Annotated in this window: 17 protein-coding genes and 1 tRNA gene; 5 read left to right on the plus strand and 13 right to left on the minus strand. The window is 65.4% G+C overall.

Features of this window, described 5'->3' with window-relative positions:
* Positions 1–3 precede the first annotated feature (3 nt).
* Positions 4–468, minus strand: coding sequence for a (2Fe-2S)-binding protein (locus tag RPC_RS17400; protein WP_011473892.1), 465 nt, complete (start codon positions 466–468; stop codon positions 4–6).
* Positions 469–1,141: 673 nt separating this feature from the next.
* On the opposite strand from RPC_RS17400, the gene RPC_RS17405 reads away from it, so the two are divergent.
* On the plus strand, positions 1,142–1,474 hold the full coding sequence (locus RPC_RS17405) for a DMT family transporter (protein WP_011473893.1): 333 nt from the start codon (positions 1,142–1,144) through the stop codon (positions 1,472–1,474).
* 504 nt (positions 1,475–1,978) lie between these two features.
* Here RPC_RS17405 and RPC_RS17410 read toward each other — a convergent pair.
* The 9 genes from RPC_RS17410 to RPC_RS17450 all read right to left on the minus strand — a co-directional run bounded on the left by RPC_RS17410 (position 1,979) and on the right by RPC_RS17450 (position 7,835).
* Positions 1,979–2,626 carry a PepSY domain-containing protein gene (locus RPC_RS17410; RefSeq protein ID WP_415914734.1) on the minus strand — a complete coding sequence of 216 codons (648 nt, stop codon included), beginning with the start codon at positions 2,624–2,626 and terminating at the stop codon, positions 1,979–1,981.
* A 154-nt stretch (positions 2,627–2,780) separates the two neighbouring features.
* Positions 2,781–3,377 carry a hypothetical protein gene (locus RPC_RS17415; protein ID WP_011473895.1) on the minus strand — a complete coding sequence of 199 codons (597 nt, stop codon included), beginning with the start codon at positions 3,375–3,377 and terminating at the stop codon, positions 2,781–2,783.
* A complete protein-coding gene (locus RPC_RS17420) occupies positions 3,359–4,135 on the minus strand; it encodes a CerR family C-terminal domain-containing protein (RefSeq protein ID WP_011473896.1) in 777 nt (258 codons plus the stop codon). Before RPC_RS17420 ends, RPC_RS17415 begins: the two co-directional genes overlap by 19 nt.
* A gap of 187 nt (positions 4,136–4,322) precedes the next feature.
* Positions 4,323–5,285: a 2-hydroxyacid dehydrogenase gene (locus RPC_RS17425; protein WP_011473897.1), complete on the minus strand. Its 963-nt coding sequence runs from the start codon at positions 5,283–5,285 to the stop codon at positions 4,323–4,325.
* A gap of 84 nt (positions 5,286–5,369) precedes the next feature.
* A complete protein-coding gene (rplA, locus tag RPC_RS17430) occupies positions 5,370–6,062 on the minus strand; it encodes a 50S ribosomal protein L1 (protein WP_011473898.1) in 693 nt (230 codons plus the stop codon).
* Positions 6,063–6,068: 6 nt separating this feature from the next.
* The gene (gene rplK / locus RPC_RS17435; protein WP_011473899.1) at positions 6,069–6,497 is read right to left on the minus strand and encodes a 50S ribosomal protein L11; all 429 of its coding nucleotides are present in this window, start codon (positions 6,495–6,497) and stop codon (positions 6,069–6,071) included.
* A 149-nt stretch (positions 6,498–6,646) separates the two neighbouring features.
* Entirely contained in the window at positions 6,647–7,177 is a 531-nt protein-coding gene (gene nusG / locus RPC_RS17440; RefSeq protein ID WP_011473900.1) for a transcription termination/antitermination protein NusG, read from the minus strand.
* Between the two features lie 24 nt (positions 7,178–7,201).
* Positions 7,202–7,393 (minus strand): preprotein translocase subunit SecE, encoded by a 192-nt coding sequence (gene secE, locus RPC_RS17445; RefSeq protein ID WP_011473901.1) that lies wholly within the window; start codon positions 7,391–7,393, stop codon positions 7,202–7,204.
* Positions 7,394–7,759: 366 nt separating this feature from the next.
* A tRNA-Trp gene (locus tag RPC_RS17450) sits at positions 7,760–7,835 on the minus strand.
* Between the two features lie 209 nt (positions 7,836–8,044).
* Here RPC_RS17450 and RPC_RS17455 point away from each other — a divergent pair.
* The 3 genes from RPC_RS17455 to RPC_RS17465 all read left to right on the plus strand — a co-directional run bounded on the left by RPC_RS17455 (position 8,045) and on the right by RPC_RS17465 (position 13,582).
* On the plus strand, positions 8,045–9,994 hold the full coding sequence (locus tag RPC_RS17455; protein ID WP_011473902.1) for a methyl-accepting chemotaxis protein: 1,950 nt from the start codon (positions 8,045–8,047) through the stop codon (positions 9,992–9,994).
* Between the two features lie 196 nt (positions 9,995–10,190).
* Positions 10,191–12,116 (plus strand): methyl-accepting chemotaxis protein, encoded by a 1,926-nt coding sequence (locus RPC_RS17460; protein ID WP_011473903.1) that lies wholly within the window; start codon positions 10,191–10,193, stop codon positions 12,114–12,116.
* 236 nt (positions 12,117–12,352) lie between these two features.
* A complete protein-coding gene (locus tag RPC_RS17465; protein ID WP_011473904.1) occupies positions 12,353–13,582 on the plus strand; it encodes a serine hydrolase domain-containing protein in 1,230 nt (409 codons plus the stop codon).
* A gap of 147 nt (positions 13,583–13,729) precedes the next feature.
* Here RPC_RS17465 and RPC_RS17470 read toward each other — a convergent pair whose 3' ends face one another.
* Both RPC_RS17470 and RPC_RS17475 read right to left on the minus strand, forming a co-directional pair.
* Complete coding sequence (locus RPC_RS17470) at positions 13,730–14,497, minus strand: SDR family NAD(P)-dependent oxidoreductase (RefSeq protein ID WP_011473905.1); 768 nt, start codon at positions 14,495–14,497, stop codon at positions 13,730–13,732.
* A 71-nt stretch (positions 14,498–14,568) separates the two neighbouring features.
* Complete coding sequence (locus tag RPC_RS17475) at positions 14,569–15,357, minus strand: histidine phosphatase family protein (protein ID WP_011473906.1); 789 nt, start codon at positions 15,355–15,357, stop codon at positions 14,569–14,571.
* A gap of 135 nt (positions 15,358–15,492) precedes the next feature.
* Between RPC_RS17475 and RPC_RS17480 the strand changes: the two genes are divergently transcribed.
* A complete protein-coding gene (locus RPC_RS17480; RefSeq protein WP_041802004.1) occupies positions 15,493–16,278 on the plus strand; it encodes an SDR family NAD(P)-dependent oxidoreductase in 786 nt (261 codons plus the stop codon).
* 334 nt (positions 16,279–16,612) lie between these two features.
* Here RPC_RS17480 and RPC_RS17485 read toward each other — a convergent pair whose 3' ends face one another.
* On the minus strand, positions 16,613–17,674 hold the full coding sequence (locus RPC_RS17485; protein ID WP_011473908.1) for a phosphotransferase: 1,062 nt from the start codon (positions 17,672–17,674) through the stop codon (positions 16,613–16,615).
* Positions 17,675–17,678 lie beyond the last annotated feature (4 nt).

A 17,678-nucleotide genomic window follows, 5' to 3' on the forward strand; every position in this document is an offset into this window, starting at 1 on the left:
GCCTCAGCCCTCCAACGATTTCGCGGCGCCGTGGATCGCGGCGCGGATGCGGACGTAAGTAGCGCAACGGCAGATGTTGCCGACCATCGCCAGATCGATATCGCGGTCGCTCGGTTTCGGGTTACGCGTCAACAGCGCCACGGCGCTCATGATCTGGCCGGACTGACAGTAGCCGCATTGCGGCACGTCGAGCTTGACCCACTGCGCCTGCACCGCCGCCGCCTCGCGGCCGCCGACGCCTTCGATGGTGGTGATCTGGCTGTCGCCGACCGCCGACACCGGCAGCGAACAGGAGCGCACCGGCTGGTTGTCGAGATACACCGTACACGCCCCGCATTGCGCGACGCCGCAGCCATACTTCGTGCCGGTCAGCTTAGCGCCGTCGCGGATCGCCCACAGCAAAGGCGTGCCGGGATCGACGTCGATGGCGTGGGACTGTCCGTTGATGTTGAGCGTATAGGCCGTCATTGCCGTTCTCCCGAAGCGAAGCGGCAAACTAGATGCGAATGCTTCTAAACAGCAACTCACAAGAATTTGTGAGGGGTGATGGGGAACGAAAGGAGATGGTCATTGCGGCGACGCGCCGCCGCGCTCACCTGACGAGCGAACAGCAAGCGTAGCCCGGATGGAGCGAAGCGTAATCCGGGTTTTTCTGATTCGACGACGCAGCTCCCGGATTTCGCTTCGCTTCATCCGGGCTACGGGCTGAACTAGCTGCATCGCGATGTGGGGCGCTGCAACGCCACTTGCGATTCAAACATACCAAAAGCAGGCGTAGCAAGCGTAGCCCGGATGGAGCGAAGCGCAATCCGGGTTTTTCTGATTCGACGACGCAGTTCCCGGATTTCGCTTCGCTTCATCCGGGCTACGGCTGAACTAGCTGCATCGCGATGTGGGGCGCTGAAACGCCACTTGCGATTCAAACATACCAAAAGCAAGCGTAGCCCGGATGGAGCGAAGCGCAATCCGGGTCTTCTGGTTCAACGACGCAGCTCCCGGATTTCGCTTCGCTTCATCCGGGCTACGGGCTGAACTAGCTGCATCGCGATGTGGGGCGCTGAAACGCCACTTGCGATTCAAACATACCAAAAGCTATCTTCGAGATCAAAACTCCAGCAATAGGTCGCCTGTGAACCCGCTCATGATTTCCTATGCCGCCCTGACGGGGGCCATTGTCTGCGAAGTCATTGGCACGACATTTCTGCAGAGGTCCGAGCAGTTCAGCCGACTCGTCCCGACGCTGATCATGGCGGCGTTCTACGCCGGATCATTCTTCCTGCTTTCGCAGGCACTGAAGAGCATCCCCCTCGGGATCGCCTATGCGATCTGGGGCGGCCTGGGCATCGTGCTGACCGCCATCATCAGCGTGGTCGTCCTTAAACAGTCTCTGGACATGCCGGCTATCGCAGGGATCGCTATGATCGTGGGAGGTGTGGTCGTAGTGAACATGTTCTCCCAGTCGGTGTCGCACTAAGCAGGCGTAGCCCGGATGGAGCAAGCGTAGCCCGGGTGAGCGCAGCGACACCCGGGCCTTCTTGATTCAACGCCGCAGCTCCCGGATTTCGCTTCGCTTCATCCGGGCTACGGGCTGAACTAGCTGCATCGCGATGTGGGGCGCTGAAACGCCACTTGCGATTCAAACATACCAAAGCAAGCGTAGCCCGGATGGAGCGAAGCGCAATCCGGGTCTTTCTGCTTCGACGACGCAATTCCCGGATGTCGCTTCGCTCATCCGGGCTACGGAAGCGCGTGCGGCGCCGGATCGCAGCGCCGTCCTTGCCGGGGCATTCCGGCTGGAAGGACGGCATCCAATAACGCGTCATTCCGGATTGCGAGTTCGTCAGAACGAGCAAGTCCGCGATCCATACTCCCGGCGGTGGTCATAGATTCCGGGCTCACTCGCAGCGAAGCTGCTCGTGCCCCGGAATGCCGGCCGGGGACTCTTGGACCGCATCAATCCTAACTAACAAAGAGTGCTCTAGCGTTTGCCGCGCCGGGGCGGTTCGAGGATGACCTGCTTCAGGCCGTCGGGGCTCAGCACCACGATCGCAAAGCTCAGCTTGCCGGCGTCTCGCGTCATTCCGCCGCTGACCGCCCGCCCCGCCGTCACCCGCTCCGCCACGATCACCGCTTCGGCCAGTTGCGCCCCGGCGCCGCGCAACGCCGCCAGATTGGCGCGGACGTCGGGATCGAGTTCGCGCAGCGGTGTGACGATCTCGCCGCCGAACACCGCGCCGGTCTCGGCGTCGACCGACTGTTCCAGCACATGGTCGCCCTGAAGGGTTTTCACCTTGTAGGCCGGCCGGTCCAATGAGCCGTCGAAGCTGATGTCGGCGATCTTCGAATTCGCATGCTGTTGCTGAGCGATCGTCATCGCCTGTCGCAACGATATTGCGGCGGCGCGGAACGACGCCATCTCGCGATCGAGCGTTCGGTCGTCGATCTGCGGGTCGCCGGAGGCCGCGGTCAGAGGGGCCGAACTCGCAGCAACGGGGAGCGCCACGGCGCTGGCGATCGACAGCGGCGACAGACAGGGCAGCGCGACGGCGAGCAGCACGACGCGCAGGCTCGCCCCGATCCAAGCGCGCCCGCCGCCCGGCTTCGCCCTCGCTGTTTCGGTGCCCACCGGCCTCTCGGTCATCCGGCGCACGGCCTCTGGTTCGGGGTTGCGGTCTGTCATCGCGTGTCCTGCCTTGCGGCGTGTCGGGCCAAGCCGCCGGCAGCACCACGCGACGCGGATCGCCCGCGCCGTGCGATGTCACGCGGCATTGCCACCTCGCCTAATCCGCCTTCTTCAAGACGTCCGTCACCGTCGCCCAGGTCCGGTCGTAGATGGCGCGGGTTTCGTCGAGGCCGGCTCGCAGCGCCTTCCATGCCTCATCGCCGGCCACGGAGATTCCGCCCAGGCGCAACTGCTCGGCCGCCAATTGGCTCATCGCAGCGTCGAGATCCCGCCGCGCCCGCTCGATCGCGGCGGTGGCGGCGGAACGCACCGGCTGCAATGCGGTCTCCCAACCTTTCAGCTGAGCGGCGGCCCTTGCCGCCAACGCCGCGTTGACGACGTCGGTCTGATCGGCCGCCGCGGTGAGGAAAGCCTGGAACGACAGATCGACCTTCTTCCACTCTTCTCTCAGGTCGGTCAGCGCGTGCTCCGCGATGCCTTTGACGGCCGATGCGTCGGCGCGCGCGGCATCGAGTTGTTGGGCGAAAGCGATGCGCACGGCATGCATGTCGCCGATGGCGCGATTGGCTTGGTGGCGGGAATCGGCTTGCAATTGTCCCGCGGATTTTTGCAGCGAGGCCAGCAGGGCATCGGTTTCATCCAACTTCTGCTTGGCCCACCCGATCGTGTCGTGCATCAAGCTTTGATCGGACATGAGCGTCTTCCTTTCGTTGATGGGCTGGCTCTGTCAGCCAGTGTTTTTTCACCGGGCCCCCGTCTGCCACGCGCGAGATCGACGGCCTGCGGAAGCTCGGTGAAGAGCTCGCGGAGGGCGGCTTCGACGATGACCGTTTCGAACTTGTCGAGCAGATGCGGCGCGGGCTTGTCCCAACCCAGGACGCTGAGGTTGAATTGCTGAAGGGGGCGGAAGCTGAAAATCGGAGCCAGCGCCACGGTTAGTTTCATGCCGAGCCGTTGCTGGTCCGTTTCTCCCGTGGCCTCGCCGATGACGCGTTTCAGTTCGCGTTCCAACGGGGCGAGTTCTTCATGGATGATGCGAAAACCTTCCAGTGCCTCATACTGGGAGCGAATGACAAACGTCACCCAGGCCAGGGATTCCGAACCGCTGGCGAACAGTCGAAAAACACGTCTCAGCGCCTCCTCCACCACGCTCCGAGGATCCGTCTGATGCGCTTGCCGAAGCTGCGCGACGATCGGCGCGATCCGCTCGCGGGCGTGCTCTGCCAGGGTTTGCGCCGCGGCGAGGTACAGTTCGCGCTTGCCGCCGAAATGGTAGGGGATCGCGGCCTGATTAACTCCGGCCTGCTCCGCAAGGGCGCGGGTGCTCGCGGCCTCGTAGCCGACCGTCGCAAACAGCTCGATCGCCGCTTCGATCATCTTCGCGCGGGTCTCCCGACTGCGCACCTCCTGGCCGTTGGGTTCCGACTCCGACTTCTGTTGCGACCGATGCATGGGTGTTCCTGGCAGCGCACAATTAATTCATTCGAATGAATATATTCTAAAGCGCCGCGCCAGGCAAGAGGCCGCGGAGCGTCCCTCGCGTTCGGGATGACGCGACCCCTGCGATGGTTGAGCGGAAGCGGCGGCGCCAATCGGGGCTGCTACGACGCTCCGCAATTTTCCGGCGTGCGCCGGTTGCTTACGCGCGCGCCGCCAGCTCAACCTGATGCGGCAGCGGCCGCCCGGCAAAGAACGCCGCGAGGTTTCCGATCACGCAGTCCTGCATCGCGATGTGGGATTCGGCGGTGTGGCCGCCGAGATGCGGGGTCAGCACCACGTTGGACAAGGCACTGAGCGCACCCGGCGCGAGCGGCTCGACCTCGAACACGTCGAGCCCGGCGCCGGCGATGGCGTGATCCTGCAGCGCCGCCAGCAATGCGGCCTGATCGATCACCGAGCCGCGGGAGATGTTGATCACGATGCCGCCCTGGCCGAGCCGCTGCAGCATCGCGGCGTCGATGATGTGCCGTGTCGCGGGGCCGGCGCGCACCGCGATCATCAGCACGTCGCACCACTCGACCAGCGCTTCCAGGCTCGCATGATAAGTATAAGGCACGTCGTGCTGCGAGCGGCTGTAGTAACCGACCTCGGTCTCGAACGCAGCGGCACGCGCCGCGATCTTGCGGCCGATCTCGCCCATGCCGTAGACGCCGACGCGGCGGCCGGTCATTCCGCGTGGCGGCGCCAACCGCAGCGACGGCTGCCCCGCCGCCCAGCCGCCGCTGCGGATGTAAGCGTCGGCCGGAAGTAACTGCCGTGTCACCGCCAGCAGCAGCGTCATCGCCAGGTCCGCGACCGCCGCCGCATTGGCCGCCGGGCTGTGGCCGATCACGATGCCGCGCTCGGCCGCGGCGGCGCGGTCGATGCCGTCAAAGCCGGTGCCGTAGCAGACGATCGCGCCGAGCTTCGGCAGGCTCTGCATCACCGCGCGGCCGAGCGGCTCGGCGCCGGCGGTGATCACCGCGCGAACGTCACCGAGCTCGTCGGCGCTGAACGCCTCGCGCGGCAGTTTGCCTTCGGCGTCGATCAGCTCGAAGCGCGCGGCGATCCGCGTCAGCATCGCTTTCGAGAACGGGGAATAGATCAGAACCTTGCCGTCCATAGCCAGATACCTCCCTCGAGCATAAAAAAGGGGCGAAATCGGTTGCCCCGATTTCGCCCCTGGTTTGTCGCAAGATTTTCAGGCTCAGCCGAGGATGCTGCCCGGCTCGACCTTGACGCCCGGGCCCATCGTCGAGGAGACCGCGACGCGCTGGATGTAGGTGCCCTTGGCACCGGCGGGTTTCGCCTTGGAAACCGCGTCGGTCAGCGCCTTGATGTTCTCGACCAGCTTGTCCTCGCCGAACGAGGCCTTGCCGATGCCGGCCTGCACGATGCCGGCCTTCTCGACGCGGAACTCGACCGAACCGCCCTTGGCGCCCTTGACGGCGTTGGTGATGTCCATGGTGACGGTGCCGATCTTCGGGTTCGGCATCATGCCACGCGGGCCGAGCACCTTACCGAGACGACCGACCAGCGGCATCATGTCGGGCGTGGCGATACAACGATCGAACTCGATCGTGCCGCCCTGCACCTTCTCCACCAGGTCTTCCGCACCGACCACGTCGGCGCCGGCAGCCCGGGCTTCGTCGGCCTTGGCGCCGCGCGCGAACACGCCGACGCGCAAGGTGCGGCCGGTGCCGTTCGGCAGCGTCACCACGCCGCGCACCATCTGGTCGGCGTGACGCGGATCGACGCCGAGATTGATGGCGATTTCGATGGTCTCGTCGAACTTCGAGACGGCGCGTTCCTTCACCATCTTGATGGCGTCGGCGAGCGGATAGAGCTTCTCGCGATCGACGCCTTCACGGGCCTTCTTCAAACGTTTTCCGATTGCCATGACCCGTTACCCCGCTACTTGAAGGCCCATCGAACGGGCGGAGCCCTCGACCATTTTCATGGCCGCTTCGATGGAGTCGCAATTCAAATCCTTCATCTTCCGCTCGGCGATCTCACGCACCTGCGCGGAGGTCACCTTGCCGGCGACGTCGCGGCCCGGCAGCTTCGAGCCGGACTTGACGTTGGCGGCCTGCTTGAGAAAGAACGACATCGGCGGGGTCTTCATTTCGAAGGTGAACGAACGATCGGCGTAGATCGTGATCACCACCGGAATCGGGGTGTTCTTCTCTTCCTTCTGGGTCTGCGCGTTGAACGCCTTGCAGAACTCCATGATGTTGAGGCCGCGCTGACCAAGCGCGGGACCGATCGGGGGCGAAGGATTCGCCGCACCGGCCGGCACCTGCAATTTCAGGTATCCGGTCACTTTCTTTGCCATGCTCTTCTCCTTGTTAGTGGTGCGGCTGCGAGCGGCTGGCGACCGCCCTCACCTTCCACGATAAAAGCGAATAGGGAGTAGCGAATAGCGAATGGTGCTACCGCGTCTCCTGTTCCCTATTCGCTATTCCCTATTCGCCATTCGCGACTTTAAACCTTCTCGACCTGACCGAATTCCAATTCCACCGGCGTCGCGCGGCCGAAGATCGACACCGCGACCTTGACCCGCGAGCGGCCCTCGTCGATTTCCTCGACCACGCCGGAGAACGAGGCGAACGGACCATCGGCCACCCGGACGTTCTCGCCGATTTCGAATGACACCGACGCCTTCGGCCGCTCCACGCCCTCCTGCACCTGGTGCAGAATGCGCATCGCTTCGGGTTCGGAGATCGGCATCGGCTTGTTCTCGGCGCCGAGGAAGCCAGTGACCTTCGGGGTGTTCTTGATCAGATGAAACGCTTCGTCGGTGAGTTTCATCTTCACCAGCACGTAGCCCGGGAAGAATTTGCGCTCAGCGTCGATCTTGCGGCCGCGGCGAACCTCGGTGACCTTCTCGGTCGGGACCAGCACCTGCTCGAACAGGTCCTCCAGTCCGCGTTGCTTGGCCTGCTCGCGAATCGACTCCGCGACCTTCTTCTCGAAGTTCGAATAGGCGTGAACGATGTACCAGCGCATGCTCATGATGTGAATTCCGTGCGCCTGCCGTTAGTGGATGCCAAGTAGGAAGGTGATGAACAGCCGAATAATCTGATCGGCGAAAAAGAAGAAGATCGAGGCCAGCGCCACCATCACGAACACCATGATCGTGGTGATCGTGGTTTCGCGGCGCGACGGCCAAGTGACCTTGGAGGTCTCGGTCCGCACTTCTTGCAGGAATTTGAACGGGCTAAAGGCCATCGTCGTGATCCGCGTCCGTGGTCAGGTCGTAAGGGTTTCGGGAATCCGAACAGCCCTCTTGCGCCCAATCCTTTGCCAAAGACAACCCTTTGCCAAGGATGAGCCGCCAAGCGGGCTCTTTTTTCGGGAAAACAAAGCCGCGTCGGAAATCCGTTAAACCGGGCCGACAGCGAGTGCCGCTGTTTACTGCGGTCAGGCGCCAAGGTCAAGATCGCCAACCGCCGCCCGCTTGCCCAGCCGGCGGCTTCACCGAGACCGCGAAGTGCTTTGCGCTGGACGGCGAGGCGGTTTGCAGGCCGCCCTCGCGCGGCATCGCGGCACAGCCCCAGACGCCCCCCGCAATTTGACGTAACCGGCTGATATCGCTGGCAGGAGTGGTAGGGCTCGAACCTACGACCCCCGGTTTTGGAGACCGGTGCTCTACCAATTGAGCTACACTCCTACGTGACGTCTCTATAGCGAAGGGAATTGCCGCCGTCACGTCCCCCTTTCGGCAAATTTGACGCTGCGCCCGATCGCCCTGCGAACCGCTGTCGGGCCCGCGACCCCATAGAGAGTCAAGTCTTTTCAGAATGTTAAGCCAAAGTTGACGCCGCGGTATTAGACCCGACGAGATTGAAAATCGCTTTCACACGCATTTCGGGGGCCCCGATGCTCGGCATCAAATCCATTTCCGTCCGCATCATGGTGGCGATATCGCTGGTCGGGGCGGTGTCCTGCGCCGCGCTGGCGGGATTCGGCATCTGGCGGCAGCAGACCACGGTCGATCTGGCACTCGAACGCGAATTGCGCGACGATTACGCCACTATGCTGGCGGCCCTGGACAGCGAGACCCGCACCGCGCTCGCCGTCAGCAAGGCACTCGCCACGATGCCGCAGCTGAAAGCCCTGGTCCGTGCCGGCGATCGGCCGGGCCTGTTGGCGATGCTCAACGACGCGCTGCGCGATATCAAGCCGCTCGGCCTTGAGTTGATCACCATCCAGGTCCCGCCGGCGCTGGCGCTGGCGCGGGTGCACAATCCGACCGCATTCGGCGACGACGTCTCGGCCCGCCGCAAGATGGTGGTGCAGGCGTTCCAGACCAAAAAGGCGATCGGCGGCGTCGAAACCGGACGCGACGTGCTGAATGTCTTCGCCACCACGCCGATCATGGACGGCGCCACCCTGGTCGGCGCCGTCGATATCGGCGCGCCGTTCGGCGACACCTTCGTGAAAGCGATGAAATCCCGGTTCGGCGTCGACGTCGCGATTCATCAGCTCGACGCCGGCAAGGTCAAGACGCTGGCGACCACCCTCGCCGAGGCTGCGCCGTCGATCGAGCTGATCCAGCGCGCGCTGGCCGGCCAGACCATCATCGAGACGCGCGGCAGCGACGGCCGCACCTTCGGGCCGATCAAGAATTTTTCCGGCGATCCGGTCGCCGTTGTGGAAATCGTCCGCGACACCACCGCCTACCAGGCCGTCGCGCGGCAATCGATGATCTGGTTCGCCAGCGTCACCGCGATCGCGGTGCTGATTGCCGCGCTGGTCGCCGCCTGGCTCGGCCGCGGCCTTGGCCGGCCGATTCGCGCGCTGGAAGACGCGATGCGCCAGATCAGTTCGGGCCGACAGGACGTCGTCGTGCCCGGTGCCAAGCGCAGCGACGAGATCGGCTCGATGGCGCGCGCCGTCGAAGTGTTCAAGGACGGTCTCGCCGAGACCGCACGGCTGCGCGGCGACCAGGAGCAGCAACGCGCCCAGGCCGAGGGCGAACGGCAGAGCACGCTGCAGGCGCTGGCGACGCGCTTCGAGTCCGGCGTCGGCGGCATCGTCGCCGCGGTCGGCGCGGCCGCGGTCGATCTGCGCACCACCGCGCAATCGATGGCCAGCAATGCCGAGGAAGCCTCCAGCCAGACCACTGCCGTCGCCGCCTCCTCGGAAGTGGCCACGCAGAACGCGCAAGCGGTTGCCGCCGCGATCGAAGAGCTCAACGCCTCGGTCAACGAAATCGCGCAGCGCGTCAACGAATCCGCCAAGGTCGCCGGCTCCGCCCTTGATCAGGCCACCAGCACCAACACCCAGATCAACGCCTTGGCCGAGGCCGCGCAACGCATCGGCGACGTCGTCAAGCTGATCAGCGAGATCGCCGCGCAGACCAATCTGTTGGCGCTCAACGCCACCATCGAAGCCGCCCGCGCCGGCGACGCCGGCCGCGGCTTTGCGGTGGTCGCTTCCGAAGTCAAAGCGCTGGCAACGCAGACATCGAAGGCCACCGACGAGATCTCCGCCCAGGTACTGGCGATCCAGAACGCCACCCAACTGTCAGTCGACGCGATCGGCGGCATCACCTCCACCATCGGCCAGGTCAGCGAGATCGCCTCGGCGATCGCCGCCGCGGTCGAGCAACAGAGCGCCGCCACCCGCGAGATCGCGCAGAACGTCAGCGAAGCCGCGCGCGGCTCCAGCGAAGTCTCGGACAATATCGAGGGCGTCCGCCGCGCCGCTGAGCAGACCGGCGTCGCCGCGGCCCGGGTGGTCGACTCCTCGGCGGAATTGTCGCGCAACGGCGACCAGTTGCGGACCCAGGTCGACGTGTTCCTGCGCGAAGTGCGCGCCGCGTAACAACGGCGGGAGTGCTATATTTTGCAGTTGTCCGCAGCCGCGCCAGCGCACCCCGCTCGCGGGCCACGGGTGAAGCGGTTTCGATTCCCTTAATTCGACGTTGACGACTGAGAGCTAAGACACCCGACGAAAATCCTTGTTGAAGGTCTGTCGAGCCGTGTCCTTGCTAAGCCCTAAGTCCGTTTCCGTCCGAATTATGGTCGCCATCTCGCTGGTCAGCGCGGTGTCCTGCGTCGCCCTCGCCGGTTTTGGCGTCTGGCGTCAGCAGGAAGCCGTCGATCTGGCGTTACACCGCGAATTGCAGACCGACTACGCGAACATTCTCGGGGCCTTGGATGGCGAGACCCGGACCGCGCTGGCGGTCAGTCACAGCCTGGCGACGATGCCGCAACTCAAGGCCGCGGTCCGCGCCGGCGACCGAGCCGGCGTGCTGGCGCTGCTGAAGGACGCGCTGCGGGACATCAAACCGCTGGGTCTAGAATTGCTCACCGTCCAGGTGCCGCCGCTCGTGACCCTCGCCCGGCTGCATAAACCCGCCTCATTCGGCGACGACGTCAGGCGCCGGAAGATGATCGTGCAGGTGTTCGAGACCAAGAAATCCGCCGGCGGCGTGGAGGCCGGCTTCGAGGCGCTGAACATCTTCGGAACCGCGCCGGTGCTCGACGGCGACGCCATGCTCGGCACCGTCGATACCGGCGCGCCGTTCGGCGCGACATTCGTCAAAACCATGAAGGCCCGCTTCGGCGTCGATATCGCGATCCATCAGCTGAAGGACGACGCGGTCAAGACGCTGGCGTCCACCCTGTCGACAGCAGCGCCGCAAAAGGCCGTGCTGCAACGCGCACTGAACGGCGAAACCATCATTCAGACCGACGACGCCGACGGACGCCCGACCGCGGCCACGTTCGGCCCGATCAAGAATTTCTCCGGACAGCCGGTCGCCGTGGTCGAGATCGTCCGTGACACCAGCGCCTATCAGGCGCTCCGGCACACCTCGATGCTGTGGTTCGCCGGCGCGACCTCGGCCGCCGTGTTGATCGCAGCGCTGATCGCCGCCTGGCTCGGGCGGAGCATCGGTCAGCCGATCCGAGCACTCGAAGGCGCGATGGCACAGATCACCGCCGGGCACCGCGATGTCACCGTCCCCGGTTCGCAGCGCAACGACGAAATCGGCGCGATGGCCCGTGAGGTCGAGGTCCTCAAGGATGGACTCGGCGAAGCCGCGCGGTTGCGCGGCGACCAGGAGCAGCAGCGCGCCGAGGCCGAGGCCGAACGGCGGAACACGCTGCAAACGCTGGCGGCGCGTTTCGAATCCGGCGTCGGCGGCATCGTCGCCGCGGTCGGATCGGCCGCGGTGGATCTGCGCAGCACCGCGCAATCGATGGCACATAATGCCGAGGAAGCCTCCAGCCAGACCATAGCCGTCGCGGCTTCTTCCGAGGTGGCGACGAAAAACGCACAAGCCGTCGCGGCTGCGATCGAAGAACTCAACGCCTCGGTCAACGAAATCGCGCAGCGCGTCAACGAATCCGCCAAGGTCGCTGGCTCCGCGCTCGGTCAGGCCAACAGCACCAACGCGCAAATCAACGGACTGGCCGACGCCGCGCAACGCATCGGCGACGTCGTCAAGCTGATCAGCGAGATCGCGGCGCAGACCAATCTGTTGGCGCTCAACGCCACCATCGAAGCCGCCCGCGCCGGCGACGCCGGTCGCGGCTTCGCTGTTGTCGCCTCCGAGGTCAAGGCGCTGGCTACCCAGACCTCCAAGGCCACCGACGAGATCTCCGCCCAGGTGCTGGCAATTCAGAGTGCCACGCAACTCTCGGTCGATGCGATCGGCGGCATCACCTCCACCATCGGCCAGGTCAGCGAGATCGCCTCGGCGATCGCCGCCGCCGTCGAGCAACAGAGCGCAGCCACCCGCGAGATCGCGCAGAATGTCAGCGAGGCCGCGCGCGGCTCCAGCGAAGTCTCCGACAAAATCGCAGGCGTCCACCGCGCCGCCGAGCAGACCGGAGTCGCGGCCTCCCGCGTCGTCGACTCCTCGACGGAATTGTCGCGCAACGGCGAGATGCTGCGAAGCCAGGTCGACGCGTTCCTGCGCGACGTCCGCGCGGCGTAGTCTTCGCCGCGGCGCGTCGGCGACCCGCTCCGCGGCAACAGCGCCGCGATACGGCCTGAAACGCTGTGTCGCGGCGGAAATTCAAAACAGCTTTCCCCGCACAGCTCTGCCGATCGAACGATCCGAGCGTTCGCGCGCCGCGGCCTGTTCAAGCGCGGCATTCTGGTTCAATCTATTGCGACACTGCGAAGAAGCCCCCATCGGGCCGCGCACATCATGTTGAATCGGGAGAGGCCATGACCAGTCCAGCGACCGCGCACACCGCAACGCTTGCCGCCTCGTCGACCCCGCCGCTGCCGCGCGGCAAACCCGAAGCGCTCGGGCTGTCGACGCCGCGCCTCGCCGCCATGTCGGACGCCTTCAAGCGCGAGATCGACAAGGGCAACATTCCCGGCGTCACCGTGCTGGTCGCCCGCCGCGGCGAGGTCGCCTGGTTCGAGGCGCTGGGACGGCAGAGCCCGGTCGGCGCCGCGCCGATGACCAAGGACAGCATCTTCCGGATTTTCTCGATGACCAAGCCGATCGTCTCGATCGCCGTCATGCAGCTGGTCGAGGACGGCGCGTTGCTGCTCGACGATGCGCTGGCGACCTTCATTCCGGAATTCGCCACGCAGAAAGTCGGCGTCGAGCGCGACGGCCGGCTCGATCTGGTGACGCCCACCCGCGCGATCACCATTCAGGACCTGCTGCGCCACACCTCCGGCATCGGCTACGAACATATCGGCGCCGGACCGATCCAGAAAATGTACCTTGAGGCCAAGCTCGGCAGCCGCAAAATCAGCAACGCCGAACACGCGCGGCTGGTCGCCGGCGTGCCGCTGCTGTGCCAACCCGGCGCCGCGTTCAACTACAGCCGCTCCACCGACATTCTCGGCCGCGTACTCGAAGTGGTGACCGGCCAAACGCTGGGCGCGGTGTTGCACGAGCGCGTGCTGGCGCCGCTGCAGATGAACGAAACCGCGTTCCACACCGGGCCTGAGAATGCCTCGCGCCTCGCCGAGCCGTTCGCAAAAGATCCGTGGAGCGGCGAGCCGGTCAAGCTGTTCGACATGCTGGAGCGGCCGACCATGCAGTCCGGCGGCGGCGGGCTGACCTCAACGACGATGGACTACGCGCGGTTCTGCCAGATGCTGTTGAACGGCGGCACGCTGGACGGCAGCCGCATCATCGGCCGCAAGACCCTGCAGCTGATGGCGTCGAACCATCTCGGTGCCCACGTCCCCGCCGACAGCTATATCCTGCCGCCCGGCCACGGCTTCGGTCTCGGCTTTGCGGTGCGCACCCACCAGGGCCTCGCGCCGTTCGCCGGCTCGGTCGGCCAGTTTTTCTGGAGCGGCATCGCCGGCACCTTCTTCTGGATCGATCCCACCGAAGATCTGTTCGCGGTGTTCATGTCGCAGGGCCCGGGGCAGCGCGAGCATTTCCGCAATCTGGCGCGCAGCCTGGTCTACGCCGCGGTGGAGTAACTGCGCTCGCTGCAGCACCAGCGTCATCCTGAGGAGCCCGGCGAAGCGGAGCGAAGCCGGGCGTCTCGAAGGATGAGCCTCAGACACCGTCTCCCGTCATCCTTCGAGGCTCGCCGCAAGAGCGGCGAGCGCCTCAGGATGACGTCGCTAACTAATCGTCGCGCCGCCGTCGATCACCATGGTCTGACCGGTCATGAAGGTGCCGGCGGCGGAGGCCAGGAACACCGCGGCGCCGGCGATCTCGTCGGGCTCGCCGATCCGCAATAGCGGCGAGCGCGCGGTGGAGGCCTTCAGCGTCTCCGGATTGTCCCACAGCGCCTTGGCGAAATCGGTCTTGATCAGTCCAGGCGCAATGCAGTTGACGCGGACATTATGCGGACCGTATTCGCAGGCGAGGTTGCGGGCGAGCTGCATGTCGGCGGCCTTGGAAATGCAATAGGCGCCGATCACGGTGGAGCCCTTCAGCCCGCCGATCGACGACACGATGGTGATCGAGCCGTCGCGGCGCTCGATCATCTGCGGCGCCACCAGGCTGATCAGCCAGTGATTGGCGACGATGTTGTTGTCGAGGATCTTGCGGAACTGATCGTCGGAAATCTCCGCCTGCGGCCCGTAATACGGATTCGACGCGGCGTTGCACACCAGCGTGTCGATCGGACCGAACACCCGGTTGGTCTCCTCGACCAGGTTCTTGAGGTCGTCCTTGGTCGAGATGTTGGCGGCGACCGGCAGCGCGACGCGGCTGCCGATCTTCTCGTTGATGGCGTGCGCGACCTCGTCGCAGGCCTGCTGCTTGCGCGACGAGATCACCACATTGGCGCCGTGCTCGGCCATCCGCTCGGCGATGGCGCGGCCGATGCCGCGCGACGAGCCGGTGATCACCGCGACTTTTCCCGACAGATCGAACAAACTCATAAGTCTCTCCCCCAGATGACCCGGCGGTTGCGCCGGTCGTTGATCAGGCTGCGGCTGCCACCCCGCAAAGCTCAGCCCAGCTTGTTCGGCGTTCCGACTTCCGCACCGGCGGGCTGATGCATGGCGGCGTGCGACGGATCGGCGATCCACGGCTGCTGATTGACCATCGGAATCCGCCAGCCGCTGTGTCCGGCGCTGGAAAGATGATCGAGTCTTGTGATCGAGCAATTGTCGATGGTGAAAGCGAGGCCGCGCTCCGGCTGGTTGCCGAGCGCCAGGCCGATCGCCGCCTTGATCGATCCGCCGTGCGCGACCGCGATCACGTCGCGGCCGGCGTGCGTTTCGGTGATGCGCCGAATGGCATTGGCGACGCGATTGTACAGGTCCATGAAACTCTCGCCATTCGGCGCCGGGTCGTCGATCGGGGCGAACCAATAGCTGCCGACCGCGATCGGGCGGCTGGCAAAGAATTCGGCGCGGTTCAGTCCCTGCCAGTCGCCGAGATGCTGCTCGGCCAGCCCGGCCTCGTGCACCAGCTCCCCTGGCCTCGGAAAGCCGGCGTCCCAGATCGCGTGGGCGGTCTGATGGGTGCGCCGCAACGTGCTCGCGTACCACACCGCGTTGCGCGGCAGCACGCGGCCGACCGCGTCGAACACCACGCGGTCGCTGGTGTCGCAGCCGATGTCGGACTGACCGTAGATGCAGCCGCCGTCCTCGCGCACCGGTGCGTGCCGCACCCACCACCACCGCGTTGCGACCACACCGGCCGGGATCGCGTGTTGCGCAACGAAGGGCGGCTTCACGCCGGACGGCTCGACCTCGGGAATCGTCACGTCAGCAGGCTTGGCGGGATCGGACATTCGCTATAACCCTTTGCTGTTCCACGATCGCTGGACGTCATTGTATCTGTTGTCTGAAGTCGCAGGTACTGACAAATGCGAATTGCAATTCCGCGATGCGGCAAACGCCGCGCGCCAACAAAAAGGGAGATCCGCATGGGCCGCCTGGAGGGCAAATCTGTCATCATCACTGGCGCCGGCAGCGGCATCGGCCGCGCCGCAGCGCTGCTATTCACCAAAGAGGGCGCACAGCTGATCGCGGTGGATCGCTCCGACGCCGTGCACGACACCGTCGAGCTGGTGCACCGGCAGGGCGGCACCGCCGAAGCCGTGGTCGCCGATGCCGGCTGCGAGCGCGACGTCAAAGCCTTCGTCGCCAAGGCGGTGGCGACCCATGGCCGGCTCGACGCGATCTGGGCCAATGCCGGGGTCAGCGGCGGCCTGGTGCCGCTCGAGGAGCAGACCGTCGAGCACTGGCAGGAGGTGCTGCGGATCAACCTGATCGGGCCGTTCCTGGCGATCAAGCACGCCATGCCGCAGATGATCGCGCAGGAGTCCGGCGCGATCGTCTTGACCGCCTCGGTCGCCGGGCTCAAGGCCGGCGCCTCGGGGCATCCTTACGCGGCCTCAAAAGCCGGGGTGATCAGCCTGGTGCAGACCACGGCCTATTCGCTGTCCGGCACCGGGGTGCGGATCAACGCGGTGTGCCCCGGGCTGATCGAGACCGGAATGACCCAGCCGGTGTTCGACCACGCCCGCGCGCGCGGCACCGCGCACAAGATCGGCCAGATCAACCCGCTGAAGCGCGCCGGCCAGCCGCACGAACTCGCCGCGATGGGGCTGTTCCTGGCGAGCGACGAGGCGTCCTACGTCAACGGCCAGGCGATCGCGGTCGACGGCGGCTTGACCGCGTCGATGCCTTATGTGGGCAAGCCGATTTGAGGCGGCGCCGTCATCCTGAGGAGCCCGGCGAAGCGCATCGCGCGAAGCCGGGCGTCTCGAAGGATGGCCGCGAGGGCCGTGGCGCCGCAGCGGCGCGGCCGCATCCTTCGAGGCCCTCGCTCCGCTCCGGCACCTCAGGATGACGGCGCTCAGGACGAGGTTGCTCAGGATGAGCTGCTCGGGATGACCTCTTCGGACGACCTCACCGCCATTGCGGCAACTCCTCCACGCGCGCCGTCATCCTGAGGTGCGAGCCGGCGACCGCGGCAGCGTCGCCGCGAAGTCAGCTGAGGCGAGCCTCGAAGGATGCGGCTGCGAGCGCGCTGCCCGCGGCCTACTCCGCCCCCGCCTTCTGCGCGTAGCCCCACGCCGCCTTCGCCAGCGGCACGGTGCGGGCGGCGGTTTCCATCGCCTTCGCTGAAGCCGCAGTGCCATCGCGGATTCGGCCGGCGATGCCTTGCGTGATGCCGGCGAGGCGAAACAGGTTGTAGGCGAAGTACCAGTTCAGATCCGGCACCTCGGGGCGGCCGGAGGCCTTGCAGTAGATCTCGGCAGCTTCTTCCATGGTCGGAATGTTGAGCCCGGCGAAATCGATGTCGGCGAGCCCCGGCATGGTCCACTGCATCAACAGGTAAGTGAAATCCGCCATCGGATCGCCGAGCGTGGAGAGCTCCCAATCCAGCACCGCCTGCACCCGCGGTTCGGTTAAGTGAAACACCATGTTGTCGATGCGGAAGTCGCCATGCACCACGCAGACGCCGGCCTGCTCCGGCACGCTGCGCGGCAGCCAGTCGATCAGCCGGTCCATCTCCGGAATGCTCTGGGTCTCCGAGGCGCGATACTGCTTGGTCCAGCGATCGACCTGGCGGGCGAAGTAATTGCCCGGCTTGCCGAAATCGCCGAGCCCGATTTTGTCCGGCTCGTAGCTGTGCAGCTTGGCCAGCGTTTCGATCTTGGCGGTGAAGATGGCGCGGCGCTCATCGCGGGGAAGCTGCGGCAGCGCCGGATCCCAGAAGATCCGGCCCTCCTCCATCGACATGATGTAGAACGCAGCGCCGATCACCGTATCATCCAGGCATAGCGCGTAGGCCTTGGCGACAGGAAAGCCCTGCTTGCCTAATGCCGCGATCACCTTGAACTCGCGGTCCACCGCATGCGCCGACGGCAGCAATTTGCCGAACGGCTTGCGCCGCATCACGTAGGCGCGGCCCGGCGTATCCAGCCGATAGGTCGGGTTCGACTGGCCGCCCTTGAACTGCAGCACGCTCAACGGGCCGGCATAGCCTTCGACGTGCTCCGCCAACCAGCGATCGAGGCCAGCTTCATCGATGCGATGCCGCTCCTCGACCGGCTTGGTGCCGGAGAATTCTTCGTCCCTGCGCACGGCTTCGCTCACGCTG

The sequence above is a fragment of the Rhodopseudomonas palustris BisB18 genome, from assembly GCF_000013745.1.
Lineage (GTDB): Bacteria > Pseudomonadota > Alphaproteobacteria > Rhizobiales > Xanthobacteraceae > Rhodopseudomonas_A > Rhodopseudomonas_A palustris_F.